This window comes from Corynebacterium sp. LK33 (assembly GCF_014334955.1).
GTDB classification, from domain to species: domain Bacteria; phylum Actinomycetota; class Actinomycetes; order Mycobacteriales; family Mycobacteriaceae; genus Corynebacterium; species Corynebacterium jeikeium_D.
In genome coordinates this window covers 186,144-204,703 of record NZ_PDGU01000018.1, presented here as the reverse complement: position 1 = coordinate 204,703, position 18,560 = coordinate 186,144, and the positions used below count along the sequence as shown (strand labels likewise).

Annotated in this window: 20 protein-coding genes; 14 read left to right on the top strand and 6 right to left on the bottom strand. The window is 58.6% G+C overall.

The features are described from left to right. Positions 1-430: 430 nt before the first annotated feature. From CRD20_RS06165 to CRD20_RS06130, 8 genes are all read left to right on the top strand, one after another. Complete coding sequence (locus tag CRD20_RS06165) at positions 431-3,595, top strand: DUF4040 family protein (protein ID WP_187405077.1); 3,165 nt, start codon at positions 431-433, stop codon at positions 3,593-3,595. Continuing rightward, entirely contained in the window at positions 3,592-4,074 is a 483-nt protein-coding gene (locus CRD20_RS06160; RefSeq protein ID WP_070546318.1) for a sodium:proton antiporter, read from the top strand. Before CRD20_RS06165 ends, CRD20_RS06160 begins: the two co-directional genes overlap by 4 nt. Positions 4,075-4,097: 23 nt before the next feature. Next, a complete protein-coding gene (locus CRD20_RS06155) occupies positions 4,098-5,639 on the top strand; it encodes a monovalent cation/H+ antiporter subunit D family protein (protein ID WP_255468745.1) in 1,542 nt (513 codons plus the stop codon). Then, complete coding sequence (locus tag CRD20_RS06150) at positions 5,639-6,118, top strand: Na+/H+ antiporter subunit E (protein ID WP_187405075.1); 480 nt, start codon at positions 5,639-5,641, stop codon at positions 6,116-6,118. Before CRD20_RS06155 ends, CRD20_RS06150 begins: the two co-directional genes overlap by 1 nt. Further along, entirely contained in the window at positions 6,118-6,408 is a 291-nt protein-coding gene (locus CRD20_RS06145; RefSeq protein WP_187405074.1) for an MnhF protein, read from the top strand. The genes CRD20_RS06150 and CRD20_RS06145 overlap by 1 nt, the downstream gene beginning before the upstream one ends. Positions 6,409-6,432: 24 nt before the next feature. Beyond that, positions 6,433-6,774, top strand: coding sequence for a monovalent cation/H(+) antiporter subunit G (locus CRD20_RS06140; RefSeq protein ID WP_187405073.1), 342 nt, complete (start codon positions 6,433-6,435; stop codon positions 6,772-6,774). Between the two features lie 599 nt (positions 6,775-7,373). After that, entirely contained in the window at positions 7,374-7,673 is a 300-nt protein-coding gene (locus CRD20_RS06135) for a hypothetical protein (protein ID WP_187405072.1), read from the top strand. A gap of 139 nt (positions 7,674-7,812) precedes the next feature. After that, positions 7,813-8,169, top strand: coding sequence for a hypothetical protein (locus CRD20_RS06130; RefSeq protein WP_038627405.1), 357 nt, complete (start codon positions 7,813-7,815; stop codon positions 8,167-8,169). Between the two features lie 155 nt (positions 8,170-8,324). Here the strand turns inward: CRD20_RS06130 and CRD20_RS06125 are convergent, their stop codons facing one another. Further along, the gene (locus tag CRD20_RS06125) at positions 8,325-9,854 is read right to left on the bottom strand and encodes a catalase (protein WP_187405071.1); all 1,530 of its coding nucleotides are present in this window, start codon (positions 9,852-9,854) and stop codon (positions 8,325-8,327) included. A gap of 361 nt (positions 9,855-10,215) precedes the next feature. Between CRD20_RS06125 and CRD20_RS06120 the strand changes: the two genes are divergently transcribed. The 4 genes from CRD20_RS06120 to CRD20_RS06105 all read left to right on the top strand — a co-directional run bounded on the left by CRD20_RS06120 (position 10,216) and on the right by CRD20_RS06105 (position 14,144). Next, positions 10,216-11,289 (top strand): hypothetical protein, encoded by a 1,074-nt coding sequence (locus CRD20_RS06120; protein ID WP_187405070.1) that lies wholly within the window; start codon positions 10,216-10,218, stop codon positions 11,287-11,289. A gap of 9 nt (positions 11,290-11,298) precedes the next feature. Continuing rightward, positions 11,299-12,036, top strand: coding sequence for an ABC transporter ATP-binding protein (locus tag CRD20_RS06115; protein WP_187405069.1), 738 nt, complete (start codon positions 11,299-11,301; stop codon positions 12,034-12,036). After that, positions 12,023-13,456: an ABC transporter permease gene (locus CRD20_RS06110; RefSeq protein WP_187405068.1), complete on the top strand. Its 1,434-nt coding sequence runs from the start codon at positions 12,023-12,025 to the stop codon at positions 13,454-13,456. Before CRD20_RS06115 ends, CRD20_RS06110 begins: the two co-directional genes overlap by 14 nt. Before the next feature lie 109 nt (positions 13,457-13,565). After that, positions 13,566-14,144, top strand: coding sequence for an RNA polymerase sigma factor (locus CRD20_RS06105; RefSeq protein ID WP_070606938.1), 579 nt, complete (start codon positions 13,566-13,568; stop codon positions 14,142-14,144). Positions 14,145-14,203: 59 nt separating this feature from the next. Here the strand turns inward: CRD20_RS06105 and CRD20_RS06100 are convergent, their stop codons facing one another. The 5 genes from CRD20_RS06100 to CRD20_RS06080 all read right to left on the bottom strand — a co-directional run bounded on the left by CRD20_RS06100 (position 14,204) and on the right by CRD20_RS06080 (position 17,036). Next, on the bottom strand, positions 14,204-14,755 hold the full coding sequence (locus CRD20_RS06100) for a hypothetical protein (protein ID WP_049192917.1): 552 nt from the start codon (positions 14,753-14,755) through the stop codon (positions 14,204-14,206). After that, positions 14,752-15,207 carry a hypothetical protein gene (locus tag CRD20_RS06095; protein ID WP_049192916.1) on the bottom strand — a complete coding sequence of 152 codons (456 nt, stop codon included), beginning with the start codon at positions 15,205-15,207 and terminating at the stop codon, positions 14,752-14,754. Before CRD20_RS06095 ends, CRD20_RS06100 begins: the two co-directional genes overlap by 4 nt. After that, positions 15,194-16,249: a hypothetical protein gene (locus CRD20_RS06090; protein WP_187405067.1), complete on the bottom strand. Its 1,056-nt coding sequence runs from the start codon at positions 16,247-16,249 to the stop codon at positions 15,194-15,196. Before CRD20_RS06090 ends, CRD20_RS06095 begins: the two co-directional genes overlap by 14 nt. Further along, positions 16,246-16,443, bottom strand: a complete 198-nt coding sequence (locus CRD20_RS06085) for a hypothetical protein (protein WP_005511694.1) — start codon at positions 16,441-16,443, stop codon at positions 16,246-16,248. The genes CRD20_RS06090 and CRD20_RS06085 overlap by 4 nt, the downstream gene beginning before the upstream one ends. Positions 16,444-16,508: 65 nt before the next feature. Next, entirely contained in the window at positions 16,509-17,036 is a 528-nt protein-coding gene (locus CRD20_RS06080) for an Asp23/Gls24 family envelope stress response protein (RefSeq protein WP_016421902.1), read from the bottom strand. Positions 17,037-17,360: 324 nt separating this feature from the next. On the opposite strand from CRD20_RS06080, the gene CRD20_RS11190 reads away from it, so the two are divergent. Both CRD20_RS11190 and CRD20_RS06070 read left to right on the top strand, forming a co-directional pair. Beyond that, entirely contained in the window at positions 17,361-17,495 is a 135-nt protein-coding gene (locus CRD20_RS11190; RefSeq protein ID WP_255468742.1) for a hypothetical protein, read from the top strand. Between the two features lie 353 nt (positions 17,496-17,848). Beyond that, positions 17,849-18,481 carry a trypsin-like serine protease gene (locus CRD20_RS06070; protein WP_187405066.1) on the top strand — a complete coding sequence of 211 codons (633 nt, stop codon included), beginning with the start codon at positions 17,849-17,851 and terminating at the stop codon, positions 18,479-18,481. The last annotated feature ends 79 nt before the right edge of the window (positions 18,482-18,560 follow it).

Sequence of the window (18,560 nt, the reverse complement as noted above, 5' to 3'; positions counted from 1 at the left end):
TACTTTTCGCCGCCGTTCCGGGTTGATAGCCAAAGAGTGCGTCCAGTTCTCAAGGTAGCGACTAGTCAGGCCCCAACTGCGGCAGCACCACAGCCCGGAGTTACGTGGCAAAACTGTCAACCCGAAAACTCCGGGGCTGCAAATGTGAAACTGTGTGAGTTTATGACACTTTCAAGCCATTTTTCGGGCCATTTTTGTCATAAACCTAGTCAGTAACTCGGATCAATCCAACGTCACCAGACATAAACGCAGTCAGTAACTCCCACCGACGCCCCGTTCATCACTCGTTCCTATGTATTTTCACTACTGGATCCACAGAGACTTTCCCCGCTCCCCCAAATGCCCCTTTCACCCCGCGTGAAGCAATTTCGTGGCTGTTAGTCTGTAGAAGTACGAACCTTTTTAACAGCAATGTGAAAGTAGCCCCCAAGTGACGCACCTGGCAGCAGCTCTGGCATCAGCCAGCTCCTTTACAGCCAGTCCGCCGTCGGCGACCGCACCACCAGACCAGACATTGGCTTCTGAGTTTGCGTCCGGCGGCGTATCGGCAACATTGAATTCTTTAGATTCCGTTCTTTCTGCCCCGGCAACGATTACCGCCCAAGCAAGCAGCTCCGCAGAGCACGCAACAACGCTCGCAGCTCAAGCAGCCCAAGCAGCCCAAGCTGCCCAAACCTCCACCAACAGCCTGACCCTCCTTTCGGTCCCGCTGTTGGTCGCGGTTGCCCTGGCGCTGACCCCGCTGTTTGTGAAGCTCCTTGGTCGTCACGCAGGCTGGCCCATCGTCGCGTTTTTTCTCGCGTCGGTGGTCCAGCTTTCGCGTGTAACGGGCGATATTCTCGACGGCACCACCTTCACCTGGTCCCGCGTCTGGTCCCCGGAACTGAACGCGGCGTTTGCGCTGAAGCTCGATCCCCTCTCCATGGTGTTCAGCTTCTTGGCGCTGTTGGTGGGCTCGATAGTCTTCATCTACTCCACCGCGTATTTGCCGCCGAAGAAATCCGCGATGAGCTTCTACGTCCTGATGACGGCGTTCATGCTGGCGGTTTTGCTCCTCGTGCTTGCCGACGACATCATGCTCCTCTTCATCGGGTGGGAGCTGGTCTCGATGGCGTCGTTCCTGCTCATTGCAAGGTCGGGCTCGTCGGGCGAGCTGGGCTCGTTGCGCACACTCCTGCTGACCTTCACCGGTGGCCTGCTGCTTCTGGCCGCCCTCGGCGGTGCGGTGTGGCTAACCGGTTCCACGAATCTCACCGAGGTTTTGGCTTCGCCTGAGTGGGAGGCCAACCCGGCAGCGCGCAGCCTCATTGCCGCGCTGGTGGCCCTGGGCGCTTTCACGAAGGCAGCTCAGTTCCCCTTCCACGCCTGGCTTCCAGAGGCCATGGCGGCGGCAACTCCCGTCTCGGCTTTCTTGCACGCTGCGGCCGTCGTCAAGGCAGGCGTTTACCTGCTGATGCGTTTTTCCACGGTCTTCGCGGACGTGCGCGTGTGGCAGTTGCTGCTGATCGTCATGGGTATGTGGACGGCTGTTGCCACGGCCTACTTTGCGCTGCAGCAGACTGACCTGAAGAAGCTGATTGCGTACTCGACGGTCTCGCAGTTGGGTTGGATTGTCGCCACGATTGGTGTGGGCACGAAGTTCGCGATTATGGCTGCGGTTGTGCACACCATTGCGCACGCGATGTTTAAGTCTTCGCTGTTCATGATGGCTGGTGTGGTTGATCACCAGGCAGGCACGCGCGATATTCGTCGCCTCGGTCCGCTGTGGAAGCAGATGCCGTGGAGCTTTGGCTCGATGATTTTCGGTGCGGCATCGATGGCGGCAATTCCGCCGTTCTTCGGCTTCATGTCGAAGGAAGGCATGCTGACCGCATTCGAAGGTGCGCCGCTCAGCAACACCGGTGTCGTCATTCTGCTGACGGTGGCGGCGATTGGTGCGATTGGTACTTTCGCGTACTCGGCACGTTTGGTGTTCGGTGCATTTGTGGATGGTCCGCGCAACGTGGACCACATCACTGAGGCTCCAATTTCGCTGTGGCTCCCGGCTGCCATCCCTGGCGTGCTTAGCCTTCCAGCCGCCTTCGCTGCCGGCGCTATTTTGAACCGCCCGCTGGACCGCGTGGCCGATACGGTCGGTCAGCTTCCGGCTGGCACGACTCAGGAATCACACTTGAGCCTGTGGCACGGCGTGAATGTGCCGCTGATTATCTCTGTGATTGTGCTGGCTGTCGGCGTGGGCTTCATCTTCGCTCGTGCCCGCGTAGGCGCCGTCATGGCAGACCGCAAGCTCTTCCCGTTCACTGGTGTGGAGGCAATCAACGCGTCGCTGAGCGTCTCGCAGCGTGTGGGGCGCGCGATGGGCAAGGTGGCGCGTTCGCATCAGCCATCGCGTCACCTGTTGCCGCTGCTTGGTTTGCTCGCGGTGTACGCCCTGGTTATTGCAATCGCTCCGGGTGTCGGGGGCGCTCCGGTGCTGCCGAAGATCGACGGCATCGATCACCTGACCGATCTGATTCCGCTGGTTGTTGTCGTGATTGGCGTGTGGGCCACGCTTCGGGCGAAGAACCGTTTGCAGGCGGCTGTGCTGCTCGGCGTCACCGGTGTTGGTGTCACGCTGCAGATTCTCCTGCTGGGCGCACCGGATGTGGCATTGACGCAGTTCATGGTGGAAATCCTGACTGTCGTGCTGATGATGCTGGTGCTGCGCTTCCAGCCGCGTGCGTTCTCTGAGACCTCGAAGAACCGCCGTGCCTCGGCGGCGGTTGTGGCAGTTGCCGTGGGCTTGGCTACGTTCGGCGCGGTGTGGTTCCTCACTGGCCGTCGTCAGATGCCTGAGGTCGCGCAGTGGTACATCGATAACACTGAGAAGGTCACGGGCGAGACCAACATTGTCAACGTGATCCTGGTTGAGTTCCGTGCTTTCGATACCATGGGTGAGCTGGCGGTTCTCGGTATGGCGGGTGTCGCGATGGCGGCGGTTGTCACGTCTATGCCTCGCTTCCCGCACCTGCTCGATCAGCCTTCCCCGCTTGCGGAGCCCGCTCTGAACTCCATCATGATGCGTTGGCTGGTCCGCTGGTTGGCTCCGCTTCTGTTCGCCCTGTCCGCTGTGGTTCTCTACCGCGGCGGTACCGCTCCGGGCGGCGGCTTCAACGCGGCGCTGATTGGCGCCGCTGCCGTCATGCTGATTTACCTGTCCAAGGACCGCGACGAGCTGGTCTTTGGCGAGAAGATCCCGGCAGTGCTCAGCGCTGCGGGTGTCATCACGGCTATCGGCACGGGCTTCATCGGTTTCGCCAAGGGGTCGTTCTTGGCACCGCTGTACGGCGAGTTCCTGGGTCAGCACCTCACCACGGCATTGCTTTTCGACGTCGGCGTGTACCTGGCCGTCATCGGCATTGTGGCAACCGCGCTGAATCTCCTGGGCGGCCCGAACCGTCCTGGTGTGACCGGGTCGGACGATGTGATGCAGGATCTCTACTCAGACCGCTCAAGCTTGCGGGTGCCGCCGGAGATGGGCGTGTTCGCCTCAGAAGCGGAGAGCGCTCCAGCCCCCGCCCCAGCTCATACCACCGTTGAGGAGGCCAAGAAGTGATTATCGCCATCATGGCTGCCGTCCTCGCAGGCGGTGGCACGTACCTGGTGCTACAGCGCGGCATGCTGCGCACCATCATCGGTATGACTCTGATTTCCCATGCCGCCAACCTGATTATTTTGTCCACGGGTGTCGGCGCCTGGCGCGGCGAACCGCTGCTGGGCAACGAGACCACTGCGGGCGCTGGCGCTGCCGAGCAGATGGCTGACCCGCTGCCGCAGGCATTCGTGCTGACGGCCATCGTGATTACCATGGCCGTCACCGCGTTCATGCTGGCTCTGTCTGGTTTGGGCCGCGATGACGACACTCGTATCCATGAGGACCGCGAGGCTATGCGACAGCTGTCGACGGCTGGTCGTCGTGCGGGTAAGCACATTCCGTCGGACTCGGATTCCACGGTCACCGGCACCCCAGGGGTCTCTTCGGCTCCGAATAAGTTCCCGCGCGAGACCACATTCGGCGGTGACGAGAAATGGTAGAAGCCTCTGCAATGACCTCTGCAATGTCCCCTTCAACTCTGTCTTCGCTACTGCCGCTGTTTGCGGCACTGCCGCTGATTCTGTCGGCGGTCGCAGCCATTCTGCCGAAGCTGTGGATGCGCGCGACGATGGGCATCGCCGTTCCGGCACTGTCGTCGCTGGCTGCGTTTTGGGTGATGTTCTACGTCGCTGACAACGGCCCGGTCGGCCACGGTGTGGGCGCGTTCCCCGGTGGTATCTCGATTCCTTTCTTGGCGGACACGTTCTCCATGCTGATGCTGGGTGTGGCCGCGGCTGTGGTTGCCATCGGTAACTGGTTCGCCCACGTCGCGGGCGAAAACACTTCGCGGTTCTTCCCCTCCCTGACGCTGATGATGTTGTCCGGTATGTCGGGTGCTTTCCTGACTGCCGATTTGTTCAACTTCTTCGTGTTCATGGAGGTCATGCTGCTGCCGTCCTATGGCCTGATCGCGGTAACCGGTACCTGGCACCGCCTGGCTGCTGGCCGTAACTTCGTGCTGGTCAACCTCTTGACCTCCACGGTGCTGCTGATTGGTGTCGCGCTGATTTACGGCTCGGCGGGCAATGTGAACATCGCAATGCTGGCCGACATGGCCAGCGAGGGCGGCCCCGGCGGCACGGGTGTGGTCGCGCTGGGCATTGTCATCATTGCGCTGTGTGTGAAGGCTGGTTTGGTTCCGGCGCACACATGGCTGCCGAGGACGTACCCGTCGACAAGCCCTGCGGTGATGGCACTGTTCTCTGCGGTGCACACGAAGGTTGCGGTGTACATGCTCTTCCGCATTTACGTCGTGATTGTGGGCATGAATCCCTCCTGGCACTGGCCGATCATTATCATCATGGCGATCTCGATGCTGGTCGGCGCGTTTGCTGGTCTCGCGGAGAACACCATGCGTGAGGTGCTGGCCTACCAGATGGTCACGGGTATGCCGTTCATTCTGATTGTGCTGGCGTTCACGGACGCTAACGACGGGGGCGGCGCCAAGGCTGCCCTGGCTGCGGGTATTTTCTACGCAATCCACCACATGGTGACTGTCGGCGCCCTCATTCTGGGCTCCGGCGCGGTGGAAGAGACCTACGGTACGGGTACGCTCTCCAGGCTTTCTGGGCTTGCCCGCCGCGACCAGGCAGTTGCCTGGGTGATGGCGGCAATGAGCTTCTCCATTGTGGGTTTCCCACCCTTTTCCGGTGTATGGGGCAAGGTGGGCATTGTCTTCGCCTCTGCCGCTACTGGCGATGCCCGCTCGATTGTTGCAATCACCGCAATCATCGTGGCCTCGCTGGGCTCGCTGCTGGCCATGATTCGGCTGTGGCGTGCGGTCTTCTGGGGCCGCCCCATGCAGGGCGTGGATGATTCGGTTCGCGTTCCGGGCGCGCTGGTTGCGCCGTCCGCCATGCTGGCAATTGTTTCTGTGGCCATGTTCGTCGCGGTCGGCGCCGTCACTTGGGCGACCACGGGTGCGGCTGATGCGCTGCTGAATATTGATGGCTACCGCGAGGCCACACTCGGCGGGGTTGAAAACGCCATCGGAGGTATTTACTGATGAAGTTCCTGCATGTTATCCGCTATTCCCTCTGGCTGGTCTGGCAGGTTGTTGTGGCTGCGACGGACGTGGTGCGCGATACGCTGCGCCCGAACCAGAAGCAGCAGCCAGTGCTCATTGGGCTGCCGCTGCGTGTGACGTCTGACCTTGAGGTCACTCTCTTTGCCGAGTCCATCACTATGACTCCTGGCACGCTAGTCTGCGGTGTCCGTGAGACCGATGCGGGACGGTTGTTTATCATCCACGCAATCTTCGGTGCCGACCTGGACGCGCTGTACGACTCCCTCTACGACATGGAGGAGCACCTCGTTCCCAGCCTCCGCGATGTCCCCCGCCCGAAGGCTTTCGTCTTCGAGGAATACAACGCAGACCATTTCATTGACCCGGATGCCGTCGTCGGTGTTGCTGCCGAGGTCGAACGTGGTCTACCGCTGCCGGATGGCGTTGCCTCCGATGGCGAAGACAAAGGAGCACGCTAATGAATGACACATTGATCGATCCCACCGCAGTACAGGTAATTAGCGGCATTGGCATTGCTCTGTGCTCGGTGGCGCTGCTTGTGGGCGTGGTGCTGATCTTCCGGGTCAAGGGCAATGTCTCACGCGCAGTGCTTGCCGACGCCGCCTTCTACCCCATGGTGGGAGTGTTCCTCACAACTGCCATGCTGCGAACTACGGCCATTACTTTCGATATTGCAATGTTGGCGGGTCTGCTTGGCATTTTGTCGACTGTTGGCCTGGCCCGAGTTATTTCCCGTGGCCGCCGCTAAGACCGATTAAGGACGAATCGCAATATGAGTATCGCTTCAATTCTTGTAACTATATTGTTTGCCGTGCTGGTCATCGGCGGATCTTTGTACCTGCTCCTGGCGGGCGTGGCCATGTGGCGCTCTAAAGATGCCTTGAGCCGGCTGAATCAGCTTTCCGCTGGAATCATGGTGGGCATCCCCGCGCTGGTGATTGCCAACTTGGTCTTAGAGGCCGACCAGGGCGATCTGACTTGGGGCAAAACCCTCACCGCCGTTCTGGCCATTATTGCTGTCCTGGTCGTCGCTACCGTCGCCTCCGAGGTACTTGGACGCGCAGTGCTGGGTGCCCGTGACGGCTCCGCTGAGGACTACGCGCCGGAGCGGTAACGAGCGGCGCGGGAAACGTCCTGAATACGGCGTTACCGGGCCGTTGCCGGTCGGTTTCAGAGCGGCCTCTCAGCACGCCCCAGCACCCCCCATTCAGCTATCCGCCCTACCCAAAAGGGGGTATATCTCTCCCACTTTTGGATACCCACAATGTGACTTAGCTCTCATGGATTATGGACGGCTACCTAGCCCATTTTGTGCCCCTAAATTGAGTGGCAGTTTTTGCCGTTAACTAAACTTTGGTTTCCCTTACTTAGGTTTGCTTTAGTTAGCGTTTTTCATAAATTCTTCGTTTGCCTGCACCTTTGCGACACCAAGAACAAAACAATCAATGCAATCTTGGTAAATTTTAAGAAAACAACACCATTGTCATCAAACATTGCGGCGCATCCCGGGGCCGTCCCGACCGTCACAAAACCGCCCTCTTGCCAATCTTTTTGAATGAATGTGAGAGAGCTTCAGGGGACGCAACCGACCGACAACTGACCGAGGCACTTATTTTTTCATTGCAGCCCCTTGCCCCATCGGTTAACTTAATTTCTGTGAGATCGCCAAGAGCGACTCAAAATCTTTACCCCCGAGAACCTAAGGATTTTCTCATGTCCTGCTCCGCAGAAGATATTGCAACCATCCTCGAAGCTCTTCCGGCAGTTACCGTCGAGAGCCCGCTGCCGGCTTTCGAGCAGATCGCTGGCAACGACGTCAACTTCGCCAACGTTGGTGGCGACCTGAACCTGCCGTTCGGTAACGACTTCCTGGACATCTCCGTCACCGACGACCACTCCACCCACGACTCCCACGATGTCGAGGTTTCCGACTTCCTGAACCCGGAGACCCACGTCGACCAGTCCAAGGACTTCGACTTCCTGAACCCGACCATTTCTGGCATCGGCAAGTAAGCTCCCGGGCTTCATGGCAGGACAATAACTCTGCCAATCCTTGACACAATAAACCGCGAGTCTCTAAAAAAGACTGCGGTTTATTGTTCAGTTAAAACCGATATTTTTCATTTCGTTACTGTCTAAAGGAACACCAAAAATGGACGTCACTCCTATCGTTGAGGTTCTGGAAGCAATGCCTTCCGGCCCGACCGTCAACGTCACCTTCGAGATTAACCCGACCATCGATGGTGATCTGACCCTCCTGGAAACCGGCGACTGGAACGCTCCGTTCGGCCGCGACTTCATGGACATCAACATCACGAACGATCAGTCCACACACAATGACAACTCCACCCACGTCAGTGGTGTTGAGGCTGATAGTGTCTCCGACGCTGCCGAACAGGGCCGAGAGGTGTCCGAGTCCGCCGAAGAGGCTGACGAGGCTGACGAGGCCGCAGCTGCTCCGAAGTCGATTTTCAACGGCTCCCCGAGCATGCCGGGCATCGGTGCCTAAAACAGCTCACACTTAGGGTTGTTCCTTAGCCGCCCCAAACGGGTCGGCGTGCAGGCAACCACAAAGCCGTGGCTGTCATGCACAGACAGAAGTTTTAAATAAAGCGTTAGCCCTGCAGCTGGTTTGACCATCTGCAGGGCTAACGCTTTTCGTACTTACTTCGTTGCCTTGAAGCGCTTTTCCACCTCGGCACCGAGCCAGGAATCAACGTTGGTCCAGTACTGGTAGACACGCTGCTCCACCTCTGGGGAAACACCCTGCATCGCACCGACGATGTTGTTTGCCAAACGATCACGCTCGGCATCGTCCATCACGTTACGAACAAGGTCGCCTGGCTGCGAGAAGTCATCATCCTCAGGGTGCTGCACGTAGGCGCCCGCGTAGAACTCTTCGCCCACGCTCTCCCACTGGCCAAAGGTGCCAGCGTCAACCTGCCCTGCGTGACCGGAGCGCACTGGGCAGCCAGCAGCCTTAGCGGCAGCCGCGGTATCGGCCTCTGGGCCGCGTCCGGCGGCGTTGGAGCCATGAACCGGCAGGTTCGGGTCAGCGTAGTGGTAGGTGCCGTAGCCATCCTGCGAGAAGGAATTCACTGGGCAGCGCGGCTGGTTCACCGGCAGCTGGTCATGGTTGACACCAAGACGGTAGCGGTGCGCATCAGCGTAGGAGAACACACGAGCCAGCAGCATCTTATCCGGGGAGAAGCCGACACCCGGGACCGTATTCGACGGTGCGAAAGCGGCCTGCTCAATCTCGGCAAAGAAGTTGCCCGGATTGCGGTTCAGGGTGAAGTGGCCGACCGGGATCAGCGGGTAGTCCTTCTGGGACCAGGTCTTGGTCAGGTCGAACGGGTTCACCTTGTAGCTGGCGGCCTCGTCGTAAGGCATGATCTGCACCTTGACGTCCCAGGTTGGGTAGTCGCCGCGCTCAATTGCCTCGAAAAGATCCTGGCGAGCGTGGTCGGTGTTTTCGCCAACCAGCTCGGCGGCCTCATCATCCGTCAGGAAGTCCCAGCCCTGGCGAGTCTTAAAGTGGTACTTAACCCAGAAGCGCTCCCCTTCAGCGTTAATCCACTGATAGGTGTGGGAACCGAAACCGTCCATATGGCGGAAGTCCTTCGGAATACCACGGTCACCCATCAAGTAAGTGACCTGGTGAGCGGACTCCGGAGAAGCAGTCCAGAAATCCCACTGCATATTGGCATCGCGCAGGCCCGTGTCCGGCAGACGCTTCTGAGAGTGGATGAAGTCCGGGAACTTAATGCCATCGCGGATGAAGAACACCGGCGTGTTGTTGCCCACGATGTCGAGGTTGCCCTCTTCGGTGTAGAACTTCAGCGAAAATCCGCGCACGTCACGCCAGCCATCCGGGGAGCCCTGCTCACCAGCGACAGTGGAGAATCGTGCCAGCATCGGCGTGACCGTGTTCGGCTGGAAGACAGCAGCCTTGGTGTACTTGGAGACATCCTCGGTGATGGTCAGCTCACCGAAAGCACCTGCGCCCTTAGCGTGAACGACGCGCTCCGGGATGCGCTCACGGTTGAAGTGCGCCAGCTTTTCCAGCAGGTGGACGTCGTGGAGGTTAATACCTCCCTGTGGACCGTTGGTTAGCGAGTGCTGCTCTGTAGGAACCGGCGCGCCGTTGAGACGAGTGGTCGGACCATTGGAGCCTTCATAGAGATTGGACATGGGGCGTTTCCTCCTAAAGACAAGGGCTAGATGACAGTCACAACATGCCCTGATGTTTTCCACCCTACACGAAGTTTCATATTTTTCCTATCAGTCCCCCGCGATTGATATGTGGACTTAATTATTAGTCCGATTAGGTTCGCTATCGCGGCGACGAACACTCGACCCAAAAAAGACAGATTTTTCTCGACCAAACCCGCACACAATCACCGTCGAAAAGCACTTACTGCGCTTTCATGCAATACCTATCAGCACTGAATAAAAGGTATAGCCAGCACTACCGCCGCCCGCGCGGGTTACGGGTAGGATTTGTCGCGTACCACGCTGTCAATTTGGATTCTGATCGGATACTTCTGCAGACATGAAAAAACAAGGGAGAGGCGCCAAAGCGCTCACAATCTTCAAGTACACGCTGGCATTGCTGGCAACCGTTGCACTTCTCAAGATCGCATTCTTCCCCGCTAACGACGAGGACTTTGCGCAAGCAACCGGTGATTTCTCCCAACCCACCACGGAGCTATCCCCTCAGCGGATCAATAACACGCAGAAGCTGTCTGCCACCATCGTCCCGGACGAGCCCACCGTGATCCGCGCCAACGCTTCTGGTGAAATCACCGACGCCTACGTCAACAGCGGCGGCAACGCGGTAGCAGGACAAAACCTGCTCCAGGTGAAGAAGACCTCGGTTTCTGAGGCTGCCAGCACCTCCGGCAGCGCGGATTCCGATGATGAAAATGCCGCAGCTGCCGCACCCGAAACTACCGTGACCTGGGGCAACATCACCGCTAAGGCTTCCGGCACTGTGCAGTGGGATATCGTCATCGGCCAGACGGTTGAGATTGGGCAGGAGATTGGCACGATTTCACCGAATACCTTCCACGCCGTCGCACCTATTAAGCCGAGCCAGCTGTACACACTGGGCGACTCGATTAACAACGGCCGCCTCGCCATCACCGATGGCCCGGCACCGTTTTTGTGTGATTCGGTCAAGACTGTCGCGGCAGGTGGCACGGGCTCGCAGAGCACTGGCGCCGCGGACGGCGCTGGCATGGGTGCCGCCGCTGCTGGAAATTCCTCGGGCGGCCCACAGCTGCGCTGCGATATTCCCGCAGATCAGACTGTCTACGAAGGTGTTCCCGCAACGCTGATTCTTGGCAGCGGCACCACCTCGGAGGTCCCAGCGCTGCCAGTTACCGCTGTAGAGGGACGCTTCCGCGAAGGTGTTGTCTACGCCCCGGCTAAGGATGGCGGAAAGCCCACCAAGATCAAGGTTGAGCTGGGCGCCAACGATGGCACTTTCATTGAGATCAAGGGCGGCCTGAAGGAAGGCCAGCAGGTTTTGGAGTACGTGCCTTCCTACAAGGACGAGTCCGCCGGCGACGGCAGTGACACTGGCTTCGATGAGTCCGGCGATGACGCTGGCGCTGAAAAGTAGGCCCGCTCCATGCTTAGTTTGACCGAAGTCACTCGTACAGTGACGCTCCCCAACGGCGAGGAGTTGCCTATTTTGAAAGGCATCGACCTTGAAGTGCCGCGCGGTGAGCACCTCAGCATTGTCGGCCAGTCCGGTTCGGGTAAGTCAACGCTGCTGAACATCATTGGCATGCTCGATTTGCCGGATTCTGGCACGTACACGTTCGACGGCACTGATATTTCCACCTTGTCGGACAGGAAACGCGCCGCACTTCGTGGCGATAATTTGGGATTTGTCTTCCAGCAGTTCAACCTCTTCCCCTCCCGCACCACACTGGAAAACGTTGAGGTTCCGCTGATGTACGACCGGGGCGAGAAGTTCTGGAACCGCACCGAGCTTGCTGCCGCGATGCTGGAGCGCGTCGGCCTCGGAGATCGTCTAGAGGCCACGCCTTCGCAGCTTTCCGGCGGTGAACAGCAGCGTGTGGCTATTGCCCGCGCGCTCGTGCGCCAACCGCAGCTCATTCTTGCCGATGAGCCGACCGGTGCGCTCGATGTCGACACCGGCAAGATTGTTATGGATCTGCTCGAAGAAGTCGCGGCGGAAAACAACGCTGCGTTGATTCTGATTACGCACGATTTTGAGGTCGCCGAGCGCGGCGATCGGGTGCTTGAGCTTCGCGACGGTCAGTTGCACGCCGACTCCGTCCTACTATCTGCTGCCAACGCCGTGCACGAATTGGAGGAGGTTGCTGATGACGACGAATAAAGAAACCGAATCGAAGTCACGGCCTTCCTTCCTCTATGCAGCAACGCCTTATCTCGGCGCTCTGCTGGAAGCCTGGCATGAGCTGCGCATTAACCGTGGCCGCATCATGCTGTCGCTGGTCAGTGTGGCTGCTGCAGTGTGGGCGATGACCACAGTCATTGCACTCGGCAATATTCTCACCAGCTCTCAGGATGCGGTCACCGCACAGAGCACGGGTATCGCCGGCACGGTCACGTTGACTGCCGGAGCGGGTAGTTCCGGTTCTGAGGATGGCGGTGACTTCGGCGATGGCGGCTTCGGCGGCGATTTCAGCGATGGCACGATGGCCGATAGCTTTGGAAGCTTCGGCGGCGAGGGCACCGGTGGAAACGGGCCGGACGATTTGAGCGTCATCAACCCGGACGGGTCTATCAATGACGCCTTTTCCACTGCTGCTCACCGCCTGGTAGAGACCACCCATGCCAACTTGTGGTCGCGAGTTCGCATGCAGCCAGCGACACCTGAGCACAATATGGATGACTGCGCTCCGGATGATTACGAGTGTTTTTCGCCAGGTACTCCCGAGCTGATTGCCGCTGACCCGGGCTGGTTCGATATCTACGCCCGCACCATCGTGCAGGGACGCCGTTTGGAAGATGCCGATGGGCAGCGCTTGATGAACCCCGTCGTGGTCAACGACCAGTTCTACGAAAGTCTCGGCAACCCAGCACTAGCCGACCATCCAACCTTCAGGTTGAAGGAAACGGGTAACACCACCTTCACCGTGGTGGGAGTGTATAAGTCCCTGGGTTCGTGGGACGCCCCGAGCATTGTCACGCACTATGACTCCTTCCTCAACGCCGGCTACGAGGGACAGGTGGGTGAGCCGCAACTTCTCGTCGCAACGCCTGAAGAGTCCGCGAAGGAGAACCAGAAGGCGCTGCACAACATTTTCCAGGCGGAGCTCGGCCCCAGCTGGAAGGTGAATACCTCCCTGTCGGAGAAGGACACGCAGATTTCCCAGGAGATGAATAACACCATCACCACTGCGCTGGGCATTATCGGTGGCATTGTGATTGCGCTTGGCGCATTGGGGCTGCTCACGGTCTCGATTGTCACCATTGGCCACCGCGTCCGTGAGATTGGTATTCGTCGCGCAATGGGCGCGTCGGCAGGCCGGATTTTTATCTCTGTGTTCCTGGAGTCGATTGTCGCCACGACGGTGGCGGGCGTGGTTGGCGTGATTGCCTCGATCATCACGGTCAAGCAGCTGCCGCTGGATAAGATGCTGGCGTTGCCTCTGGAGACCGGTGCCGTGGCCTACCCCGTCACGGCCGCTGTAATCGGCGTGTTGGTCGCGACATTCGTGGGCGCGCTGGCGGGTATTATCCCGGCCACCATCGCAGTCCGCGTCAAGCCCATCGACGCCATCCGCTTCTAACACTTCAGCCCCGTAGTTCGCCTGGCTGCGTTGCCGCCTGCTTTTTGCAGGTGAGGCCACGTGCAGCCAGGCGAATTATCTTTAGGTTTTAAGTTGCTAAGCTATTGCCATGACTCCCGCACGCCTCGTCTCTAATGACGAATACATCACGCAGCTGGCGCTGAAAGCCGGTCGCGGTGATCAGGCTGCGCTGACGGAGTTCGTGCGGCTGACGCAGAAGGACGTGTGGCGTCTGGTCGCACATCTCGGCGGCGTTGATGCTGCGGATGATTTAACGCAGGAGACGTATCTGCGTGTCATGGGGGCACTTCCCCGTTTTGCGGCGCGTTCTTCTGCCCGCACCTGGCTGTTGTCGCTGGCCCGGCGCGTGTGGGTGGATTCGGTCCGCCATGATTCGGCGCGCCCGAAGAAGTCTGCGGTGGAAGTAGAAAACGCTGCCGAGCAGTTTACGACTGGCGAGTCGTGGTCAGAGCTCGCCGACGCCCGCGTGCTGCTGGAGCAGCTGCCGGAAGAACGCCGCGAGGCACTCATTCTGACGCAGGTGCTGGGTTACTCCTACGCGGAAGCCGCAGAAATCGCAGGTTGTCGCGTGGGCACTATTCGCTCCCGTGTCGCCCGTGCACGCCGCGATCTGGTTGCCGCGCTTGACGACGGCGACAGTGTCAACGGCGACTCTGCAGCTGTTTAGACCCGCTCCGTCCAGGGGACGTAGCTAGCCGTTGTAGGTTGTCTCTCCCGCGAGGCTAACTAACGGTCCAGTTCGATTTTGTAGGTCGAGGCGATATCCGCATGGCCGAGGGCATCACGCATTTCACGCTCCGCGTTTTTCAGGGCAGCTACAACGGCGGGGAGGCTCGCCTGCGGTGGCATTGCCACAGTCACTTCCAAGGTGGGTATTCCATTATCCCGGTAGACCCGTGAATCCGCCTGGTTGATGTGGGCGTTGCGCTCTAGATCGGTGCACACCGCATCGGCAACATCGGCGACCGGCAGCGAAATCTCTCCTAACTTTTCCTGTGATTCCGATGCGGCGACCGTGCTGAACCGGTGCGATCGCAGATTAGCGACCACCAGGCTGCAGCCGACCACCGCTAGAATCGCTGTGATTACACCGAGGACGGGAACATACCAGCTTTGCTCAGGTAGTTTTCCCCAGGATTCCATCCGCCCGGTGTCATGAAGCCACTGTGCAGGAGCGACATCGAGGTAGCTAGCAATCGCCCATGTTGCTACCAGTAGTAACAGCGCTGAGAAGAGGAACAACACAATTCGGTCGAATACGCTTACTGATGTTTTCACTTGTCATCACCTTCGTATCCGCCGTGAGTTCCGGAAGCAAGTGCCGTGCCATTCTGGATTTCTTGGTAGTCAGACTTATGCATCCACACTGGCAGGTTGCCATCGTCATCGACGCGTACATACCGGCGCGGGGCGGGAAGAAACACCGCGATGAGCTGTCCCAGCCCATAGATTGCAGCGAGGATTCCGACGAGGAGCAACACCCATGACGCGGCTGAGCCCTGTGGGTTGCTGAACCAGTCGAATACCGGTTGTAACCATGAGGTGTCACCTGAGCTATTGGCGCTAATGATTGCTTCTCTACCTGCGACTATGGCCGCTGCAATCATCAACAGACCGGCGAAAACTCCCAGCCCGCGGACCTTTGGTGATTGACGCGGGTCACGTCCCTGGCGAGTTTCGACTGACTCGTCCGAGACCACCGCGGCCGATGACCTCTCAGTCGGCGTCATAGGGTGTCACCTCAATCTTTTTCAGTGGGCGCGGCTCTGGCGTGCTTACCACCACGGTACGTGGTTGTGGCACGGATACCGGGCGCAGCTGCTCCTGTCGCGGTGCGCGAACTTGTTTCAACCGGGTTGGACGCGGCGCTTTAACCGGCCGCAGTAGCGCTGGTCGTGGCGTCTTAACGCTAATTGTGCGTGGCGACGGCACTCGTACCGGACGCAGCTTTGGTTGCCGGGGGACACTCACCTGTACCAAGGACGTCTGCTTTGGTGCTGCGACTTTTCGCAGTTGTATTGGCCGTGGAGTTGGTGTGCGACGCACCGGTACCGGCTTCGGTGCCGAGGTGCGAGTCACTGGCAGCGGCGGTGGTGCAACAATGCGTCGGGCTGGTTGCGGCTTCGGCGGCGTGATGAAGCGCACCGGTTGTGGAGCAGGCGCTGGGACACTGCGTACTCGTTCTGGACGCGGCGGAGTAATGCTGCGTACCGGCTGCGGTGCCACTGGAGTAATGCTGCGCACTGACTGTGGCTGCGGTACTGAAATACTGCGCACTGGCTGCGGTGTCGGTACAGCGATGGACTGCACTTCTGGGACCCACCGCACCTGCGGGGCGGCTACTACCTGCTGATTCACCCGGACAGGTGTCAGCTGGGGGTGATCCGAAAAGTGCGCCAAGTCCTCTCTGGTGACACGCACGTGCCCGGGTTCGACGCTGTCGATGTCAACATCGACGGTGACATTTTCAAGACCGGCCATATCAGCGAGCCAGGCGGCAACGCTGGACCGAATGCGCACCGCAATTTCCGCTGTCGGCGCCGGCCATGATGCAACGGCGCGAACTGCGACTCGAACTGCACTAACGGCATTGGTCGTGGCAGAACTAGGGGCAATCTCACTATCGATAGAGACAATTGGATAGTCGCGCCCGAGCACACGGGATTGGTCGAGGGTGCCGGGAACCGCGCGCACGGCCATCTCTACGATGCGGCGGATTGCCTTTTCGCTTACGACGGTGGTGCCACGCGTTGCTGGAACGTGGATAGTCACCGTCGGCGGCCTCCTCGGTTGAACTTACGGTTGAGTTCGGGCGCATCGATTTTGCCATCGAGTACCGCACCGGCTGCACCGGCCAGACCTCCGAAGGCAATAACCGCAAGAAAACCCGTGAAACCACCAATCATTGCGGCGAAGCACAGGACAACGGCAATCGTCGCGAAGGTCTTTGTGTAATTATCGAACATGAAATTCCCCTTTATACGGGCCTAACTACCCATCTTGCCCTGCTCCGACGCGCAATAGTTGTCAACTACTGGACGCGTGGCTGTTCCTTGGGCTCGTTAGCAGCCGCGATGGCCTTGCGCTGCTCTTCGCGCTGCTTAGCGGCCTCTTCTTCGCGCTCCTGCGGGGTCTGGTAGTCGGTGTGGACATCGGAAACATCGACATTGACTTCAGTGACCTCGAGGCCGGTCATACGCTCAACGGAGCTAATGACGTTCTGACGGATAGCCTCAGCCAGCTCGTGGATGGCAACGCCGTACTCGGCAATGATGGTGACGTCGACTGCAGCCTGACGCTCGCCGACCTCAACAGCAATTCCCTGGGATACGTTGGCGCTGCCGCCGGAAACAAACTCACGGACGGAGCCAGCGAAGCGATCCATGCCGCCGCCAAGGTCATAGACACCGGAGACCTCGCGGGTAGCGATACCGGCAATCTTGGAGACGACGCTGTCGTCGATAGAAGTGTGGCCGTGGCCGGTTCCCTTATTCGCGGAGTCCGAGCCAGCCTGAGTTGCCGGGGTGTTCTTAGCAGTGTTCTTTGCGTTGTCAGCCATGATGTGCCGTTCCTGTTCTCAGTGTTGTAGACGAAATGTCTGGACAATGCCGATGCTATAGCCGCCACAGGAAACCTGCAGTGCGACTAGGAGTACATGACTGCGAGAGAGCCCCTCCAGCAGGGATTTCGTTATGAAAGGCTCTTAGAAAACTGGATTACAGACTTGATGTACCCTTCTTCCCCGGCATCACGGAGAGCTCTGTAATTTCTAGATTATCCCTGCTTGACGGCAGGATATGACCTCTCATTTCCCGTTCTGGCATCACGAACGAACCCCACGTGCCAGCCGTTTGCTAACAAATTCGACAACTTTGTATAACGAGTGGCAACTCGCAGCGCGATTCCACGTTTCAGCGGTGTGTTAATGCCGACCACGATCGGAACTCGTGCGCACCGCGATTTGGTTGCCGCGCTTGACGACGGCGACAGCGCCAGCGGCGACTCAGCTGCTGTTTAGCCCCGCTCCCCAATGGGCGTTGGCCTTTCTTCTACCCCATTTTTAGAACGCTATCGCGCATGATTAACCACTTGAGCGTAGGTTCTGTCTTAACTGATAGGTTTATATATTTCCTTATATTCGCGATACGAAACGGGTATATGAACTGCCCGACACGCATACGTTCCATCTTTCTCGACGAGATTAGCTTTGTTTTTACGCATCTTTAGGATGATTGGACGCTTACTTTGCGCGTTCGTATTCGCCCTCTAGGAACCGCAGCCTGAGGAGATGCTTTTCAATGCGCGGCCTGAAAACGCCACAACCAGTTTTTGGGCCGCCTCCGACCAACTCACTGAGGAGCAGATTTCCCCATGAATAGACCTTCATGGATTTTCACTGTCACTGCCGTTATCACCGCTACAACCGGACTACCCGCCTACGCCGCCACCATTAACCAAGGTGATCCAGTAGTCATCATTCACGCTAATGGACCACAAGCTAGTGTCTGTACAGCTGGCTATGTCGACAAGACCAATTCGCAAATCTACACAGCAGGTCATTGTGGACAAGAGGGAGACACAGTGACGGATGGGACATTTCAGAAAATTGGTGTCTTCCAACCGTCTCCCACATATGACCATTCACTAGATACGGGGAACGATATTGGAGTTGTCTCGCTTGACGACCCCGCTACTGCCGGTGAGAATTCGTATTCGGGCGACTCAATGCTATCCCCCACAGATGTTCAAACTGGCGAGACAGTCTGCATATACGGAAACACTACGGGGAGAGTTTCCTGCGGTTTAGCCGCTGATCGCGAGGCATACCAAATCGAGGACAACGCTCTACAGGTTCAGAACGTACACGCTCAACGAGGCGATTCCGGTGGCCCTGTATGGGTTCCGGAAACAGGCGCTGTCGGCGTTGTATCGACTACCTGGAACATCATCGATGGGAACGGGCAGCAGCTTGGTTCCTATATCACCGCTAACTCACCCTGGTAAGAGGGCTTTGTTTGCGTAGGGCTTACTGATGGGTGGGACGCGAGTCTTGTTCTTTGTGCTGCCCAATGGGTTCTGTGCA